Raw genomic sequence first — 16,656 nt, forward strand, 5'->3', positions numbered from 1 at the left:
TCTTTTTGAACAAAGTAATATGAAAGAAAGGAATGTCCTGCTAGTGGTTTTTTGAATTTTTTAGTAATATAGTAATAGGGGAATTTACAACCTTCATATTCTTCCCTTTTATAGGAAGCTTGTTGTTTTCACCTAATTTATCCTGAGGTTGGTGTAATTATACATGTCAAGTGAACAAAAACCATTATACGGAGGCCAAGCTGTTGTAGAAGGTGTAATGTTTGGTGGTAAACATCATTATGTCACCGCGATTAGACGAAAAGATCAGTCTGTAGATTACTTTCATCTTCCAAGAACGTATAATGAAAAGCTTACAAGATTAAAAAAAATTCCATTTTTAAGAGGGCTTATTGCCATTATTGAATCGAGTGGAAATGGAACAAAACATTTAAATTTCTCAACAGACAGATTTGATTTAGATCCTTCTGAAGATTATAAATTAGAAGAACAAGAACCTTCTAAATTATCGATGATTTTAGGGGTAGCTGTTCTCGGAGTCCTATCCTTTCTATTCGGAAAATTCATTTTCACGCTTATTCCAACCTTTTTAGCAGCTTTATTTATGCCTATCATTTCTGGTCATGTTGCCCAAATATTGTTAGAAAGCTTGTTTAAACTAATTCTTTTACTTGGATATATTTACTTTGTTTCCCTCACTCCCATTATAAAAAGGGTATTTCAGTATCATGGAGCTGAACATAAAGTAATTAACGCATATGAAAATGGGAAAGACTTGACTGTGCAAAATGTGCAAGCAGCTTCTAGATTACATTATCGCTGTGGATCAAGCTTTATCCTTTTTACCGTAATAGTTGGTTTATTTCTTTATCTATTCTTCTATCCAGAAAATCTATTAGAAAGAGTATTAATCCGAATTGCTTTAATTCCAGTAGTTATCGGGATTTCATTTGAAGTACTTCAAATCACGAATAAATTAAGAGACGTTCCTGTGTTAAAATATCTTGGTTTACCTGGACTATGGCTGCAATTATTAACGACAAAAGAACCAAGTGATGATCAAGTAGAAGTAGCGATACTTTCCTTCAATGAATTAAAAAGACGCGAGGAAGAAACTGAAGCACAATTATCAACAACAAATGATTGAATAAATAGAAGTAATGGGTATTATCTTTAAAAAGGGATTATCCCTTTTTTAATGGGTATTATCCCTACCAATACGAAAAATCTTTTTTCTGAAAACTTTTTCAAGTGAACAATTTAACCTTTTTTGAATAAACTTTTCTTATTAATAGTTTAAAAGTTAGAAAAAATGCTCATCATGCTTTTAGGGAGGTGGCTTTTTTGAAGAACCGATTTTCACTTATTTTATTTGGAAGTATCATTTTCCTTGCTTTCATTGGTCTAACTGTAAATTTAATTAAGAATCCTAGTGGATTTTTTCTAAACATTGTTGTGATGGTTGCTGTCGGTGGCATTATATGGTTCATTTATCGCCATTTAAGTACATCTAGTCCCCAAAAAAGAGAGCAAAAAGCTTTTCTAAAAGCTGCAAAGCAATCAAAGAAAAGGCTACAGACAAAAGACAGATCATCTTCTGGACAACAACAATCAACAAAAACCTCTTCCATAAAAGCAAATAAGCATAAAAGAAGTAAAAGCACTGCTCATTTGACTGTTATTGAAGGCAAGAAGAGCAAAAAGAAGAATCGAGCTTCCTTATAAAGGCTCGATTCTTCTTTTTAACATTCTTATCAATAGCGATACACCTCTTTAAAGAACTATTTAATAAGCCCATGATTTAAAAAATTTCATGGCACAATCTCTCCCTAGTTGTATTAACTTCGCTTGATCCTCTTTCGTAAGCGCAAATTCTGTTGCTAAAACCCCTTCAGTTGGAACAAAGATGATATTTTTCTCATGTTTACGCGAAATATATCTCGAATCATGAGCGTCTTTCATTGTTTCAAACATTGCTGCAAATAAATCTATGGCATTTGTGATTTTATGCTTTGGATGCTCCGTGATATTATGACTTAACTTAATCCCTAATACCGGTCGTGTTTTCAATACATTTTCTTGATCAAATAACCACATTGGAAAATTACTTAATACACCGCCATCGACAACGACATTTTTATTTGCCTTATTGCCGATTATCACTGGTTCAAAAAAATAAGGAAGACTGCAACTCATTCGAATAGCCTTTGCAATGGAAAATGTCTGAGGATTGATACCATATTTCGGTAAATCATCTGGCAGGATCATTAATACGCCATTTGTAATATCTGAAGCGACAAAACGTAATGTTTGATGAGGAATATCCGCAAAAGTTCTTAATCCTTTTGCTGCTAATTTTTCTTCTATCCATTTTTCTAATTCCTCCCCTTTATATAGTCCTAATTTCCAATAGAGAAAGAACCATTTTGCAAGGGGAAAGGGTATGAATAACTTTCTTTCATCTAAAAACGAATTTAAATCCAATTCTTCAAGTAGCTTTGCTATCTCTCTGCTTGTATAGCCTGCAGCAATTAGGGCTGCAATAATGGAACCAGCACTTGTTCCTGCTAGTCTAGCAAACTGAAAGCCACGCTGTTCCACTACCTCATAGGCGCCTACTAATGCCAGCCCCTTAATTCCCCCGCCAGAAAATACCCCGTCTATATACATATAATCACTCCTTTTAAAAGCGGTTAAGACGAAAGATATAGATGGAATCCCTACACCTCCCTACCTCAAATTTAGTATTACAAAGTGAAAAATAGTACAGAAGACAAGTTAAAAGTTAGTGGTTTTATAAGCATCTTTTTAGCTAAATTATAAAATTGCCGTATGCTTGTTAGGCATTTGTATCAAGCAAAATAGCGCTGAGAAACATACACTATTTCGAAAGCAGAAAAATCTAGGCACTTTCCCTTGCAAAAAAGCTAATAAAAAGATGAAGTTTGTTTTAAGGATATGTGTTAAAACAAAAATACAAAGAGGAGGAAATGTTATGCAAAATCAATACATTTATACAAATGACCTACGAAGAATTCGACCTGGCTTTGGAAGACCAGGATTCGGAAGACCAGGGTTTGGTTTTGGAAGACCAGGATTTGGATTTGGACTAGGATTATTAGGCGGATTTGCAACTGGTGCATTGCTTAGTCCAGCATTTGTTGGAGGATGGGGTTATCCACCATTTGGTTTCGGCTTTGGCGTTCCGCCATTTGGTTTTTATTAAAAACCGGTTGTTCCCTATAGTGTATGTATGGTGAAAACAGTATAAATCATAACTTAATCTAGCAATCATTTGCGAATTTGTTAAAAAGAAGAATTCACTATCGCAATAGAAATAAACCTAAACAATAATATGTAAGTTCCATTACATTATTGTTTAGGTATTTATTCGTGACCAATATACATAGTTCAGAAGTACCTTTACTAAGCTTTCGCTATTTCATATCATGAGATTTCATTTTATCTAATTCTTTTCTTCTTTTTTCGTGAAGATATTTTCTTCCGCCACTCCATTCTGCAAGAAGAAATAAACTTCCTAATAACAGAATAAGGATGTATGCAATAAAACTTTCGATTCGATCTGTTGCCAGCATCCATGTAACAAATCCAATATAAAGTAAAGGTAAAACTGCTCCCCAGTAAATGCTGTTTCTAGTTGAAAAGAAGAACTGAACAGCTAAAATACCAGCAGTAATAAAAACACCATAAAAATCTATATCCATTATTTCTCATTCCTTTCTTTTTTATATTTTTCAATAATTAATTTTGCATCTTCCACACTTATACGATCATCAATTGAGAGGCCCTTGATAAATTTAATAAACTCTTCGTTTTCCAAGACATCATTCATTTTAATTTTATCTATTAAACGATCAAGTTTAAGTCTCACTGTTGGATAGGAAACCTCATAGATTTTGGCAATTTCTTTTAACGATCCTGAAGTTAGAATAAACTTCTTGATAAATTCAAGATCTTCAATTTCTAATGTTAAAATCCAGTTTGGCACATCTTTTATATCCACACAACCTCACTCCTTTCTATTTATCACAAAATTAGTTTAACATATTTTTTAATAAAATAAAACAAAATATTAATTTTATTAAAAACATTTTATATCTACACTTTAATTTTTATGATAATTTAGTTAAGTTTTTTAGAGTTTTATTTAAGAATGAAAGAAGTTATTACTTTAAATCATTACTTTCTCTACCAATAATTGGAGCGGAAGGGGTGAGACTCCTATGGGCTGATAGAAAGTCTGAGACCCTGCAGGAGCGTATGAGACGAAGCGGCTCGGCGCTCGACCCAAGGAAAGCGAACCCCTGTAGCGGAAATAAATACCTTATTAGAAGAGGTCATAAAAAAAGACCATAGGCAAAACCTCAAATTTCAAAGAGTTTGTCTATAATCTGAGAGACTGTGCATTTCACAGCCTTCTTTTACATGTAATTCAGTTTTGGGATTAATCACATTTTGCATCCCCCTCATCTATCCATCTGAGAAGGATTTGTTTCCCCATTAAATACTGTCACTATAACACCATCTATATTGTTGCCTGATAGCTCATAGTGAAGATTGTCTGGTACATGAATATCCGTAGTTTTTGCGAGTGGATAATAAGAGACATCATATTTTTTCTCATTTAGCGTAATAGAAATGTTTCTTTCTTCTTTTAAATAAGCTAAGTATTCTTCTAAAACTAAATCCTTTTCCGCCATAATTGCACTATGCGGCAATCCAACATAGCGAATGTGCCAAGGTTCATATTGAATTCCAGTAACTTCTGTTTTATCCTTGGGATAACGTAATATAAAGCCATATCTCCAAGCGTTATTCTCTAACCATTTACCTTCAGGTGCTGCCTCCATCTTCATTTGTGTAGATCCTACATCAAGTGATAAACCTAAATTATGTTCGCTATAGCCTGCCGGCAAAGCATAGTCTGCCCCCATATCATGATACAGAACATTTTGCTCCTCAAAGTCTCGAAAGCCACTACTGATTAGAAAATGATTAACCCCTTCCTTTTTAGCGGCAGCTATCATCTCTGAGAATTTATGGAGTACCTCCTTAGACAATTTAATTTTATTATCGAACAGCACAAATCCCTGTGTCCATTCTTTATGTCTGAATAACTCGACAACATCTGACTTTATACTCTCTTGATGAACCGGAAATTCTTTATTAATCAGAAGCAAATTTCCTTGAAAGACCATTTCTCTTGAAATCTTTATTTTTCGTAAACCCTCATCGTTAGCACGATTGTCTAAATATCCACTGTTTTTTTGAATCACTATTTTATCTGAAAGAGGAGATTCTTTATAGACAAAGAAAAAAAACACACCTATTAATAATAACAATAAACATCCCCACTTCTTCATTTTAAAATCCTCCTTATTCTTATAAATAATAGAATAGGGGCAACTTTTTAAAAAAAGAGTAGGGTAAAGTTTAAATTTTTCTTAAATTCTTTATAAAATTTCAATTGGAGCATTTTCCTGCGGTAAACGTACTTCAAACACAGTACGTATCAAATTACTTTCAGCTTTTATCGTACCATTATGCTGCTCCACAATATTCTTTGCAATGAATAAACCAAGGCCTGTGCTATTTTCTTGCTGAGTTCGTGCTTTATCACCTGTATAAAACATATCAAAAAGAAAAGGGTGTTCTTCAGCCGGAATACTATCTCCATAATTCACAATCTGAACAACTACTACATTTTCTTCAACAAAACCATTAATGTCCACATACCGGCCATCATATCCATATCGAATAGCATTAGTTAAAAGATTTTCAAATACACGAGCTAATAACTCTCCATCTCCCCAAATAAGTAAACGGGGGAGAATATTTATTCGGGCAATCAAATCATTTTTTTCGAAAACAGGATATAATTCTTCTTTTAATTGAAGAAGTAAATCACTTATATTAATTTCCTTCTTATCAATTGGCAGCATCCCATAGTTCATTCTAGTAATTTCGAATAATTCATCAATCAATCTTTCCAAACGCTGGGATTTAGTATAAGCAATCGTTAAAAAATGCCTCCGTTGTTCTTTAGTCAACTTCTCATCCTTCAGGATTAAGTCTAAATAACCTAAAATAGAAGTTAAGGGAGTACGCAAATCATGAGCCAAATTTACAACTAACTGTTCCTTACTACTTTCTGAAAAGTCGCCTCTTTGTATGGCATCTTCTAATTTCTCGCTAGCCAGATTAATTGCTTGTCCAATATCTCCAAATTCATCATTTGAGTTGATTATTACTTTATGTTTAAAATTCCCATGAGAAAGATAATGAATTCCATTGGATATATCCTTGAAATAATTTGAATAAGGCTTTGTGAGTATATAAAAAAACAATAAGGACAGGCAGAAAAATAATATAAAGAAGAAGGCAAAATCTCCAATACTTTTGATGAATTGACGAAGTAGTACTAGTGAATCACCATATTGAACCATCGTATGATAGTAAAGTTGTAACACTTTATAAATGAAATAAGTGATGATACCTGTCAGAAACATACTGGCAGCAAATAATGCAGTTATTCTAGCACGAAAACTGCGCATAAATTTAGCCATTGAAAGCATACCCCACTCCCCATACAGTTTTGATAATCTTATTTTTCCGCTTATCTTCTCCAAGCTTCTTCCTCAATGTACGTATATGCACCATTACCGTATTAGCTCCTTCAAAATATGCATCCCCCCATACTTTTTGAAAGATATTTTCAACACTATAAACTTTTTTCGGATGACTGGCTAACAAATGTAATATATCAAACTCTTTCGGTGTCAGTTCAATCGTTTCTCCTTGAAGCAATACAGTACGTTGCTCAAGTGAAATGACTATTTCACCAAATTCCAAGATTGTTTTATTAGTGCTTGCGATTGGATTATTCAGCTTCATAAATCGTCGTAACTGAGCATTTACACGTGCCACTAATTCAATGGGAGTAAATGGCTTTGTCATATAATCATCTGCTCCAATCACTAATCCATGGACTTTATCAAAATCAGAAGTTTTTGCACTCAAAAAAATGATAGGCATATTATATTTTTCCCGAATCAGGCGAGTTACGTCATATCCATCCATTATCGGCATCATTATGTCTAAAATCACTAAATCAATGGACCGTGTCTGGATAGCTAATATTGCATCTTGGCCATTAAGCACTTTCACGCAATTGTAACCTTCTTTTTCTAGATGGATTGCAACCAGATCAGCAATCTCTTCCTCATCATCTGCAATTAAAATCGAAATAGTTTTCATCTGTTTCACTCCTTTAAGAAGTTTCATAGCTTTAATAGCACAACTCCAAGCTTCAATGGTTAGGAGGAATACCGTTTTTCAATATATCCTCTCCGAGTTCTATTCATTACTATAAGCTGTTATACTACTTTTACGCAACTTCTCCTGTCCCTATTTAGTATCACATAAATTCATTCTCAACTTTCAGCTATAAAAAAACCTCTTCATTAATATTAAGAAGAGGTTTTTTGGGAGAATGTTTTCAATTCAGCCATTTTTCTATATCTAAAATTTATTAAAGTCCACATTTTAATTGTGTGTTGCAATTCGTACAAGTATTACAGCCGCCAATTTCTTCGACGACGCCTTGTCTGCATACAGGACAAGTATCGCCTATCTCTGACCCAATCGTTACGTTTGTTGATTGCAATTCATTTATTGTATCAACAAGAACAACATATGTTTTTTCCTGTTTTTGTAGTAGTATATCTTCGAATGTATTCTCTTCTGCCTTTAATGTTAGCACTTGACTGTCACGTGAACCATCAACATATACCGTACCACCCTTAGCGCCGCCACGGTATAATCTCTCATATACTTTCTGAACCTGCTCTACACTATATCCTTTTGGCGCATTTACCGTTTTACTAATAGAGCTGTCAATCCATCGCTGAATGATACATTGTACATCAGCATGAGCCTCAGGTGCCAGATCCATTGCAGCAACGAACCAATTGGGAAGATTATCTGAGTCTGCCTCTGGATGTGCATCTAAATATTCTTGAACAATATCTGCTTTTACTTCGATAAATTTTCCAAGTCTCCCGCTTCGGAAGTAAGAGAAGGAGAAGTATGGCTCTAGACCAGTTGATACCCCAACCATTGTACCTGTGCTTCCGGTTGGTGCAACAGTTAGTAAATGGGAATTACGGATACCATATTGAAGAATATTGTCTCTAATATCCTCAGGCATTTTTTTCATGTAGCCAGTATGAATAAAAGCATTGCGTAATCCCGCTTCTTCCTCTTCTGTTTCTGCTTGTAAGAATGGGAAGCTGCCTTTTTCTTTTGCCAAGTCAATCGATGTTCTGTATGCAGTTGTTGCAATCGTTTCAAATACTCTATCTACTAAGACATTTCCTTCTTCACTGCCATATTCTGTTTCACAGTATATGAGTAAATCATGAAGGCCCATTACTCCAAGTCCAACACGGCGCTCTCCTAGAGCCTGGTTTTTATTTTCTTCCAAGAAGTAAGGTGTGGCATCAATAACATTATCCTGCAATCTTACGCCTACTTCTACTGTTTTCTTAAGCTTCTCAAAATTAACGGTCTTGTTTTCTTTATCTGCCATTTCTGCAAGATTAACAGCAGCAAGGTTACATACACTATATGGTGCCAGCGGCTGCTCACCACATGGGTTTGTCGCGACAACTTTTTGACCGTAGCTAGTTGCGTTTGTCATTTCATTCGCATTATCAATATAGAAGATACCGGGCTCTGCAGAATAAGTTGCACAGATATTAATTAGATTCCATAATTCCTTTGCCTTCATTTTACGATAAATACGAACTCTATTTCCCTTTGCCTCCCACTCTCTTACATCACCAACTTTATGCCATTCTTCATTATAATGTTGCATTTGCTCCTCATCGTAACTTTCTACATCTGGGAAACGAAGTGCATATTCTTCATCCTTTTCCACCGCTTCCATAAATTCATTTGTTAAGCAGACAGAAATATTTGCGCCAGTTAAAAATTCTGTCTGATGAACGGAATATGTCCCGCCGATTGAAAGCTTTTCTTCTGCATCCCTGAAAATTTCCTCGTTAAAACCACCTTGGCCAGGGATATTCTTATAATTTAGAATGCCTCGATACATGGCACGCTCTTTTTCCGTTAATGGCGTAAATTTTAATTTATCTTGTGCATATTTTTTAATGGTTTGATCTTGTGTATTATCGATCAAGAACCGTAAAATGCGGGGATTTTGCATTTTCGAAATAATGAATTCAATAATATCTGGATGCCAGTCAGCTAGCATAATCATTTGAGCGCCACGACGAGATCCACCTTGCTCTACTAAATGGGTTAATTTTGCAATATCATCCAACCAAGAAACAGAACCTGAAGATTTTCCATTAACTCCTTTGGCTAATGTATTCCGCGGTCTTAATGTAGATCCATTTGTTCCTACACCGCCTCCACGACTCATGATTTCCATAACCTGCTTACGATGCTCAGAAATACCTTCTCTTGAATCTGGAACAAAAGGCATTACATAGCAATTAAAATATGTAACATCTGTTCCTGCACCTGCTCCATATAACACACGACCAGCCGGGATGAAGTTCAAATTAACAAGCTCATGGTAAAACTTTTCGAACCATTCTTTTCTTTTCTCTTCCGTCTTTTCTACTGACGCTAGACCAGTTGCATTACGCTTAGCGATTTGCTCATAATATAGCTCCAGTGGTTTTTCAATAACCTCTAAAGAACGAATGACAACACCTGTTTCTGCTTCTTTTCCTTCCAGCACACCACGATAATCTTTTTCTACTAACACTGTTGCCGTGTTTAAGACATGATCAATTTCTTGAATAAATCCTAGTCCTCTTGCGGGAAACTTAGGATCCTCTTTAATAGTTAAAACCACAAAATCACCAGCAGTTAATGTAATTTTCTCTGTATCTTTATACGTATAACGATCAAGCATTACCAGTCGAGAAACGCCTTTATATGTTAGCTTCATATCTGGGGTAATTGGATGGACCTCCGGAAATAAAGCAATATCCTTATTCAGCTTCTCAACATTTAACTTAATACCCTGGCTTAACAATACTGACATGCAGACAACTCCTTCACTCATAAAAAAATGCTAACTAATTGATGAAAAATTTCTATTAAACTTAAATTAAGAAACTTCTATCCATAATCATGGTTAATTGATCCATACATACCTTTCCAAACAGTTGATATCTACCCTTCTCCTTATAGAAGTTTGAGAGTGGGATAAATCCATCAATAGGTGTCTAGTAATGTGATAACCTAAATCTATCACACAAAAACAGCGAAATCAATATATAGTATATAAACAAGTGCAAAACATCTATATATTGTATATAGATAGAGTGTTAACCTATTTGTCAAATGATAAAATAAATAGATTCTAAAGAAAAGGAAAGAGAAATTAAGATAACGGGTTATTTAAAAGGATTTTCAACTCTTTTTGCACTTGCAACATACAAAAAAGCATAAGCCATTGGAATAGAGCGATTTATCGATTGATAAAATAGCTCAAATTTTTTTGCATTTATAAGCGAATACTCGTTTTTCACATTAACAATTGTCCACAAAAAAACACGAAATTCCATTAATAAAAGAATTTCGTGTTTAAGGATGTTATCGTCTAAGGTTCCATTCATCGTTTTCATATTTTTCTTTGGCAATTTTTTCAACATATTCTACTTCTTCATCTGTTAGTTGATAGTTTTCTAATTGAATTTGCAGCCCTTCTTCAAACCCTTTTTTAAAGGCCTCTTTCGCCATTTCAATGGTAATATTTCTTGTGGTTAACTCATTAATTGCCACTGCTTTGCTCTTAAATGCTTTTTGCATTCTCTCTTTAACACGCTCATTTGGATACTTAAATAAACGGAATAATTTATCCTCATCTAAATCAAGTAAAATGGAACCATGCTGCAAAATTACACCTTGCTGTCTTGTCTGTGCACTTCCAGCAACTTTTCTGCCTTCCACAACTAATTCATACCAGCTAGGAGCATCAAAGCATACTGCGGACCTTGGGCTTTTTAAATTATTTCGCTGCTCTTCTGTTTTCGGCACTGCAAAATAGGCATCCAAATCTAAAAAATGAAAACCTTTTAAAATGCCTTCCGAAATTACACGATATGCTTCTGTAACTGTTTTAGGCATATTAGGATGCTCTTCTGAAACAATAACACTATATGTTAATTCGTGTTCATGCAGTACACCTCTTCCGCCTGTCGGTCTTCTAACAAATCCAAGTCCCAATTCTTTCACTGCGTCTAAATCAATTTCTTTCTCTACCTTCTGAAAATATCCAATAGATAAAGTAGCAGGATTCCAGCCATAAAAACGGATAACCGGCGGAAAAACTCCTTTAGAATGCCATTCTAATAAAGCTTCGTCTAATGCCATATTAAAAGAAGGAGAATGATTGCCTGAATCAATAAATCTCCATGTTTCTTTTACCATGATGAACCCTCTTTTTCTATGTATGATGTATTCCTAAATCCTTACTAAGGATATCAAAATATCAGATTATTTAAAAGTAACTTGCATGAAAAACATGCTATTCTTCAAACTTTAGAAGGTTCATGTAAGTATTTACTTTACTACTATACCAGTTGATAGATATAATAGAGATAGTGCAAGTAATTGAAAGGAGAAATGAGAATTGACAATGATTTATACTCTTCTCATCATTTTAGTCGCATTCCTTGTATATTCATTAGTGATGTGGCTGTATCAACGCCGAATTGTTAAAACTGTTAACCAAGATGAATTTCGTCAAGGCTACAGAAAAGCACAATTAATTGATGTACGTGAACCGAACGAATATGAGGCAGGACATGTACTTGGCGCAAGAAATATTCCACTATCACAGCTAAAGATGAGAAAAAGTGAAATCCGTCCTGATAAACCAGTATATCTATACTGTCAAAATGGGATGAGAAGCGGCAGAGCTGCTCAATTTCTATATCGTAAAGGGTACAAGGATTTAACCCAATTAGAAGGCGGATTTAAAAAGTGGACAGGGAAAATTAAAGCAAAAAAATAATAATGCTCTTATTGAAATTATTATATAGAAGAAAGCTGATGCCAATTTACTTGGACATCAGCTTTTTTATTACTTAAATCATAGCACCCAGACGAATTACTTTGTATAGCGTAAAACAGGTTTTCTCGCTGCTAATGTTTCGTCCAAGCGACCGATCACCGTTGTATGTGGAGCCTCCTGAACGATTTCCGGTGTTTCTTCTGCCTCTTTTGCAATTTGGATCATTGCATCGATAAAGCTGTCTAATGTCTCTTTTGACTCGGTCTCAGTCGGCTCAATCATTATACACTCCTCTACATTAAGCGGAAAATAGATAGTAGGTGGATGATAGCCAAAATCCAGAAGCCTTTTGGCTATATCAAGTGTTCTGACACCTAGCTTCTTTTGTCGTCTTCCGCTTAATACAAATTCATGTTTACAATGACGATCAAATGGTAAATCGTAATATTCAGCCAAACGACGCATCATGTAGTTTGCATTTAATACAGCATTTTCTGTGACCGCTTTTAAGCCATCTGGTCCCATAGAACGGATATAAGTGTAAGCACGGACATTAATCCCAAAATTACCATAGAATGGCTTAACTCTGCCGATCGATTGAGGTCTATTGTAATCTAATACAAATTCTTCCCCTACTTTAGTCAATACTGGCTTTGGCAAGAATGGAATTAAATCAGCTTTCACTCCTACCGGTCCTGAACCCGGTCCACCGCCGCCATGTGGTCCTGTAAATGTCTTATGCAAATTTAAATGAACAACATCAAAGCCCATATCTCCAGGTCTGGCTTTAGAAAGAACAGCGTTTAAATTAGCGCCATCATAATATAATTTCCCACCGGCATTATGGACTATTTCCGCCATTTCTAGAATATTTTCTTCAAATAGACCTAAAGTATTAGGATTTGTTAACATTAATGCTGCAGTATCTTCTCCTACTACTCGTTTTAAATCCTCTAGATCAACAAGTCCATGTTCGTTAGATTTAACCGTTATTGTTTCTAAGCCAGCAACAGTTGCCGAAGCAGGATTGGTTCCATGCGCAGAATCGGGAACAATTACCTTTGTACGATGCATATCTCCATTGGCTTCATGGTATGCTCTAATCAGCATTAAACCCGTCCATTCGCCATGTGCACCTGCAGCCGGCTGCAAGGTTACTTCATCCATCCCTGTGATTTCGACGAGATGCTGTTGTAAATCATACATTAACTCAAGAGCCCCTTGTACAGCTGACACTTCTTGGAGCGGATGAATATGGGCAAACCCATTAAATCTTGCCACATTTTCATTTATTTTTGGATTATATTTCATCGTACAAGAACCTAATGGGTAAAAACCAGAATCCAAGCCATGATTTCGTTTGGATAATGCAGTATAATGACGCATAATATCTAATTCAGAGACCTCTGGTAGTTCTGGATTTTCTTCTCTTATATAATCATTCGGCAGCAATTCCGTAAGATCTGCTGCTGGAATATCCATTTCTGGCAAACTATAGCCAATTCTGCCTGGTGTACTGCTTTCAAAGATAAGAGGTTGATTTTTATTAGACATGATAATCCTCCATTTCTGCAACGAATTCATCTATTTCTTCTTTTGTACGCAATTCGGTTACGGCAATGAGCATATGATTTTCTAATTGTTTGAAGTCTCTTCCTAAATCATAGCCACCAATCATACCTTTTTCTAATAACGCTCGGTTTACTGCCGAAATAGAGGAATTACATTTAATAATAAACTCATTAAAGGATGGTCCCTCATACACTATTTCAAATCCTGCTTCTTTTAATTTGGTTTTAGCATAATGGGCTTTCTGGATATTAGCAATCGCCATTTCCTTCACGCCATGTTTTCCAAGTGCGGTCATAGCAACGGAAGCAGCTAATGCATTAAGTGCTTGGTTCGAGCATATATTAGAAGTTGCCTTGTCACGGCGAATATGTTGTTCTCGCGCCTGCAGAGTTAACACAAAACCTCTTTGACCATTGTCATCTACAGTTTGCCCCACTAAACGCCCAGGCACTTTACGCATTAATTTTGACGTTACCGCAAAATAACCACAGTGCGGACCTCCAAAGCCCATTGGAATTCCAAAAGGTTGCGCATCCCCCACGACAATATCTGCCTGAAAATTTCCTGGTGGTGTCAACGCCCCTAAAGCTAATGGATTACTAGATACAACAAATAATGATTTATGGGCATGAATAATTGCCTCTAAGTCCTTAAGCGGCTCAACTCTTCCAAAAAAGTTCGGATATTGAATCATAACAGCTGCAACTGTATCATCTACCATATCCTCTAATGCCTCTATATCTGTTATCCCGTCTTTATGAGGAATTTCTTGAACTTCAATATACTGTCCCTTTGCATAGGTTTTCACTACTTCTTTTGCTTCAGGGTGGACAGCACTTGAGAGAAGAATTTTCTTCCGTTTCGTCGTACCGGCACTTAACATTCCTGCTTCTGCTAATGCCGTTGCTCCATCGTACATAGAAGAGTTTGCTACGTCCATTCCCGTCAGTTCACATATCATTGTCTGAAATTCGAAAATAGCCTGTAATTCCCCTTGAGAAATTTCTGGTTGATATGGAGTATAGGCTGTATAAAATTCAGATCGTGATAAAACATGATCGACAATAACAGGCGAATAGTGATCATAAACTCCTGCACCTAAAAAAGAAACATTCGCTTTTGCATCAGCATTCTTTTGGGCAAGTTTTGTTAATTCTTTCAATAAAGCTGATTCACTTTTTGCGCGTTTAATCGAATAGTTTCCTTGAAAACGCACTTTTTCTGGTATATCTGAAAATAAATCTTCTACTGAACTTACTCCTATTGCCGCTAGCATTTCCTTTTGATCCTGTTCCGTCATCGGTAAATAACGATGCTTCATTCGTTTTTCCCCCAGTCATTAGCCCATTTGATTTATTTGTAGAAAAAAGCCTAAAAATTACTTTCGTTTATAAAAAGGAATTTTGGTTACTTTTGCCTTTAAATACTTTCCTCTAATTTCTACTTCTACTTCTGTATCTATTGCTGTATAATCACTTTGAATTAATGCAAGACCAATGTTTTTCTTTAAGGTTGGTGATTGTGTACCAGTAGTTACTTCCCCAATACATAATCCATTTGCATATACTTTATAGCCATGTCTCGGTATTCCTCTATCTACCATTTCGATACCGGCTAATTTTCTAATCAGTCCTTCTTCTTTTTGCTTCGTTAAAGCTGCTTTTCCAATAAAATCTGCTTCTTTATTTACTTTAACAGCAAAGCCAATTCCAACTTCTAAAGGAGAGATATCTGCTGATAATTCTTGCCCATATAAGGCGAGTGTTGCTTCAAAGCGCAACGTATCCCTTGCACCTAACCCACAAGGAAGTACACCTAGCGGCTCTCCTGTTGTCAAAATTTCTCTCCATAAGTCAATAGCATCTTCACTTTGGCAATATATTTCAAATCCATCTTCACCTGTGTAGCCAGTACGGGATAAAAGAACTTCTTTACCTGCTATATTCACCTTGTTCTGAAAGTGAAAATATTTAATAGAAGCATAATCAATAGAAGGGGTTATTTTCCTTAGAACCTCTTCTGCTAATGGACCTTGCAGTGCTAATTGAGCAAAATCTTCTGATAAATTACTTAAGATTACATCCCCACTTGCATGCTTTTGTAACCATTCGAAATCCTTTTCAATATTGGATGCATTTACAACTAATAAATAGTGGTTATCCGCTAGCTTATATGTTAATAAATCATCCACAGTGCCACCATTTTCATAGCACATTGCTGAATATTGAGCAGCACCATTTTTGATTTTTTCAATATCATTCGTAAGCATTTTTTGCAGAAAAGCTAAACTATCGTTCCCTTTAACCTCGATTTCCCCCATATGAGAAACATCAAATAAGCCTGCTTTTGTACGAACAGCCTCATGCTCCTGTTTTATGCCAGAAAATTGTACAGGTAAATCCCAGCCTCCGAAATCGATTGTCTTTCCGCCATACTGTTTATACACCTCGTATAACGGTGTTTGCTTTAATAAAGTCAATGAACAACACTCCATTCCCCTATGTATTAGACATTCTCATTTATTGCATATCATAAAATGGCAACAAAAAAAGACAGAAACCCCCCTTTTAAAAAAAGTAAGGGCTCTGTCCTTGCACCTGAAAGTTTACCGATATAATGTCGGCTGTCCCCTTTGGTGGCTTACACATGTACTTGTAAGCACTCTCCAGAGCTGCGTCCAAATAGAGTTCTTTTGCCTGAGAGATTCACAAATAGTATTGCTTGCTCCTTCGGCGCTACGAACGTAGTCTCTCCCCTATTTCTCATCCGCGATTCATAAAATTTTCTCCATTGGTCATACTAAATACTACCAGAAATAATGTTTGTTTATGTACTTAGCAAAATACGATTAATATTTGATCATTTTTCATTTAATGTTCATGTTTTGTCCCAATATAAATAAATTGTGACAAAATTAAAAACTTTTTTACCCTTTTATCCTAACATCCGAATGAAAAGGTGGCAATAAGTTTTTATGTTTACTAGCTCTCTTTTTTTAATTCTTATATACATAATATTTTAGCTTTACCAAAGGAAACATTAGA

Annotated in this window: 16 protein-coding genes and 2 riboswitches; of the genes, 4 read left to right on the forward strand and 12 right to left on the reverse strand. The window is 35.4% G+C overall.

The features are described 5' to 3' along the window. Nucleotides 1-163: 163 nt before the first annotated feature. Together NST77_RS11690 and NST77_RS11695 are read left to right on the forward strand one after the other, a co-directional pair. The gene (locus NST77_RS11690) at nt 164-1,105 is read left to right on the forward strand and encodes a DUF1385 domain-containing protein (protein ID WP_095332808.1); all 942 of its coding nucleotides are present in this window, start codon (nt 164-166) and stop codon (nt 1,103-1,105) included. Between the two features lie 188 nt (nt 1,106-1,293). Continuing rightward, a complete protein-coding gene (locus NST77_RS11695) occupies nt 1,294-1,683 on the forward strand; it encodes an SA1362 family protein (protein ID WP_235850335.1) in 390 nt (129 codons plus the stop codon). A 60-nt stretch (nt 1,684-1,743) separates the two neighbouring features. Here NST77_RS11695 and NST77_RS11700 read toward each other — a convergent pair whose 3' ends face one another. After that, the gene (locus NST77_RS11700) at nt 1,744-2,628 is read right to left on the reverse strand and encodes a patatin-like phospholipase family protein (protein WP_095332804.1); all 885 of its coding nucleotides are present in this window, start codon (nt 2,626-2,628) and stop codon (nt 1,744-1,746) included. A gap of 325 nt (nt 2,629-2,953) precedes the next feature. Between NST77_RS11700 and NST77_RS11705 the strand changes: the two genes are divergently transcribed. Further along, nucleotides 2,954-3,184, forward strand: coding sequence for a spore coat protein (locus NST77_RS11705; protein WP_095332803.1), 231 nt, complete (start codon nt 2,954-2,956; stop codon nt 3,182-3,184). A gap of 211 nt (nt 3,185-3,395) precedes the next feature. Here the strand turns inward: NST77_RS11705 and NST77_RS11710 are convergent, their stop codons facing one another. The 8 genes from NST77_RS11710 to NST77_RS11745 form a co-directional block, all read right to left on the reverse strand. Then, nucleotides 3,396-3,683, reverse strand: a complete 288-nt coding sequence (locus NST77_RS11710) for a hypothetical protein (protein WP_047941163.1) — start codon at nt 3,681-3,683, stop codon at nt 3,396-3,398. Beyond that, the gene (locus NST77_RS11715; RefSeq protein ID WP_095332801.1) at nt 3,683-3,982 is read right to left on the reverse strand and encodes a DUF2089 family protein; all 300 of its coding nucleotides are present in this window, start codon (nt 3,980-3,982) and stop codon (nt 3,683-3,685) included. Before NST77_RS11715 ends, NST77_RS11710 begins: the two co-directional genes overlap by 1 nt. A 463-nt stretch (nt 3,983-4,445) precedes the next feature. Further along, nucleotides 4,446-5,342, reverse strand: a complete 897-nt coding sequence (gene vanY, locus NST77_RS11720) for a VanY-A/VanY-F/VanY-M family D-Ala-D-Ala carboxypeptidase (RefSeq protein WP_095332799.1) — start codon at nt 5,340-5,342, stop codon at nt 4,446-4,448. A 90-nt stretch (nt 5,343-5,432) separates the two neighbouring features. Further along, on the reverse strand, nt 5,433-6,545 hold the full coding sequence (locus NST77_RS11725; RefSeq protein ID WP_095332897.1) for a HAMP domain-containing sensor histidine kinase: 1,113 nt from the start codon (nt 6,543-6,545) through the stop codon (nt 5,433-5,435). Further along, entirely contained in the window at nt 6,538-7,236 is a 699-nt protein-coding gene (locus NST77_RS11730; RefSeq protein ID WP_095332797.1) for a response regulator transcription factor, read from the reverse strand. Before NST77_RS11730 ends, NST77_RS11725 begins: the two co-directional genes overlap by 8 nt. Before the next feature lie 274 nt (nt 7,237-7,510). Further along, nucleotides 7,511-10,063 (reverse strand): vitamin B12-dependent ribonucleotide reductase, encoded by a 2,553-nt coding sequence (locus NST77_RS11735; RefSeq protein ID WP_341122995.1) that lies wholly within the window; start codon nt 10,061-10,063, stop codon nt 7,511-7,513. A gap of 355 nt (nt 10,064-10,418) precedes the next feature. After that, complete coding sequence (locus tag NST77_RS11740) at nt 10,419-10,640, reverse strand: hypothetical protein (protein ID WP_341122996.1); 222 nt, start codon at nt 10,638-10,640, stop codon at nt 10,419-10,421. Beyond that, nucleotides 10,618-11,454 (reverse strand): lipoate--protein ligase family protein, encoded by an 837-nt coding sequence (locus NST77_RS11745; RefSeq protein ID WP_341122997.1) that lies wholly within the window; start codon nt 11,452-11,454, stop codon nt 10,618-10,620. The genes NST77_RS11740 and NST77_RS11745 overlap by 23 nt, the downstream gene beginning before the upstream one ends. 208 nt (nt 11,455-11,662) lie before the next feature. Between NST77_RS11745 and NST77_RS11750 the strand changes: the two genes are divergently transcribed. Beyond that, nucleotides 11,663-12,040, forward strand: coding sequence for a rhodanese-like domain-containing protein (locus NST77_RS11750; RefSeq protein ID WP_371000273.1), 378 nt, complete (start codon nt 11,663-11,665; stop codon nt 12,038-12,040). Nucleotides 12,041-12,136: 96 nt separating this feature from the next. Here NST77_RS11750 and gcvPB read toward each other — a convergent pair whose 3' ends face one another. From gcvPB to gcvT, 3 genes are read right to left on the reverse strand one after another with little or no spacing between them, the layout of a single operon-like run. After that, entirely contained in the window at nt 12,137-13,594 is a 1,458-nt protein-coding gene (gene gcvPB, locus NST77_RS11755; protein WP_095332789.1) for an aminomethyl-transferring glycine dehydrogenase subunit GcvPB, read from the reverse strand. Next, a complete protein-coding gene (gene gcvPA, locus NST77_RS11760; protein ID WP_095332787.1) occupies nt 13,587-14,933 on the reverse strand; it encodes an aminomethyl-transferring glycine dehydrogenase subunit GcvPA in 1,347 nt (448 codons plus the stop codon). The genes gcvPB and gcvPA overlap by 8 nt, the downstream gene beginning before the upstream one ends. 57 nt (nt 14,934-14,990) lie before the next feature. After that, nucleotides 14,991-16,091 (reverse strand): glycine cleavage system aminomethyltransferase GcvT, encoded by a 1,101-nt coding sequence (gene gcvT / locus NST77_RS11765; RefSeq protein ID WP_341122998.1) that lies wholly within the window; start codon nt 16,089-16,091, stop codon nt 14,991-14,993. A gap of 103 nt (nt 16,092-16,194) precedes the next feature. Further along, nucleotides 16,195-16,284: riboswitch (glycine riboswitch) on the reverse strand. 2 nt (nt 16,285-16,286) lie between these two features. After that, a riboswitch (glycine riboswitch) is annotated at nt 16,287-16,378 on the reverse strand. Nucleotides 16,379-16,656: the final 278 nt, after the last annotated feature.

Source organism: Niallia sp. FSL W8-0177, from assembly GCF_038006285.1.
GTDB lineage: Bacteria > Bacillota > Bacilli > Bacillales > Cytobacillaceae > Niallia > Niallia circulans_A.

Bases quoted from the DNA above. Each gene is read 5' to 3' on its own strand.
- NST77_RS11690 (WP_095332808.1), top strand. From the start codon at position 164: ATGTCAAGTGAACAAAAACCATTATACGGAGGCCAAGCTGTTGTAGAA.
- NST77_RS11700 (WP_095332804.1), bottom strand. From the start codon at position 2,628: ATGTATATAGACGGGGTATTTTCTGGCGGGGGAATTAAGGGGCTGGCA.
- NST77_RS11705 (WP_095332803.1), top strand. From the start codon at position 2,954: ATGCAAAATCAATACATTTATACAAATGACCTACGAAGAATTCGACCT.
- NST77_RS11710 (WP_047941163.1), bottom strand. From the start codon at position 3,683: ATGGATATAGATTTTTATGGTGTTTTTATTACTGCTGGTATTTTAGCT.
- vanY (WP_095332799.1), bottom strand. From the start codon at position 5,342: ATGAAGAAGTGGGGATGTTTATTGTTATTATTAATAGGTGTGTTTTTT.
- NST77_RS11725 (WP_095332897.1), bottom strand. From the start codon at position 6,545: ATGGCTAAATTTATGCGCAGTTTTCGTGCTAGAATAACTGCATTATTT.
- NST77_RS11730 (WP_095332797.1), bottom strand. From the start codon at position 7,236: ATGAAAACTATTTCGATTTTAATTGCAGATGATGAGGAAGAGATTGCT.
- NST77_RS11735 (WP_341122995.1), bottom strand. From the start codon at position 10,063: ATGTCAGTATTGTTAAGCCAGGGTATTAAGTTAAATGTTGAGAAGCTG.
- NST77_RS11740 (WP_341122996.1), bottom strand. From the start codon at position 10,640: ATGAATGGAACCTTAGACGATAACATCCTTAAACACGAAATTCTTTTA.
- NST77_RS11745 (WP_341122997.1), bottom strand. From the start codon at position 11,454: ATGGTAAAAGAAACATGGAGATTTATTGATTCAGGCAATCATTCTCCT.
- NST77_RS11750 (WP_371000273.1), top strand. From the start codon at position 11,663: ATGATTTATACTCTTCTCATCATTTTAGTCGCATTCCTTGTATATTCA.
- gcvPB (WP_095332789.1), bottom strand. From the start codon at position 13,594: ATGTCTAATAAAAATCAACCTCTTATCTTTGAAAGCAGTACACCAGGC.
- gcvPA (WP_095332787.1), bottom strand. From the start codon at position 14,933: ATGAAGCATCGTTATTTACCGATGACGGAACAGGATCAAAAGGAAATG.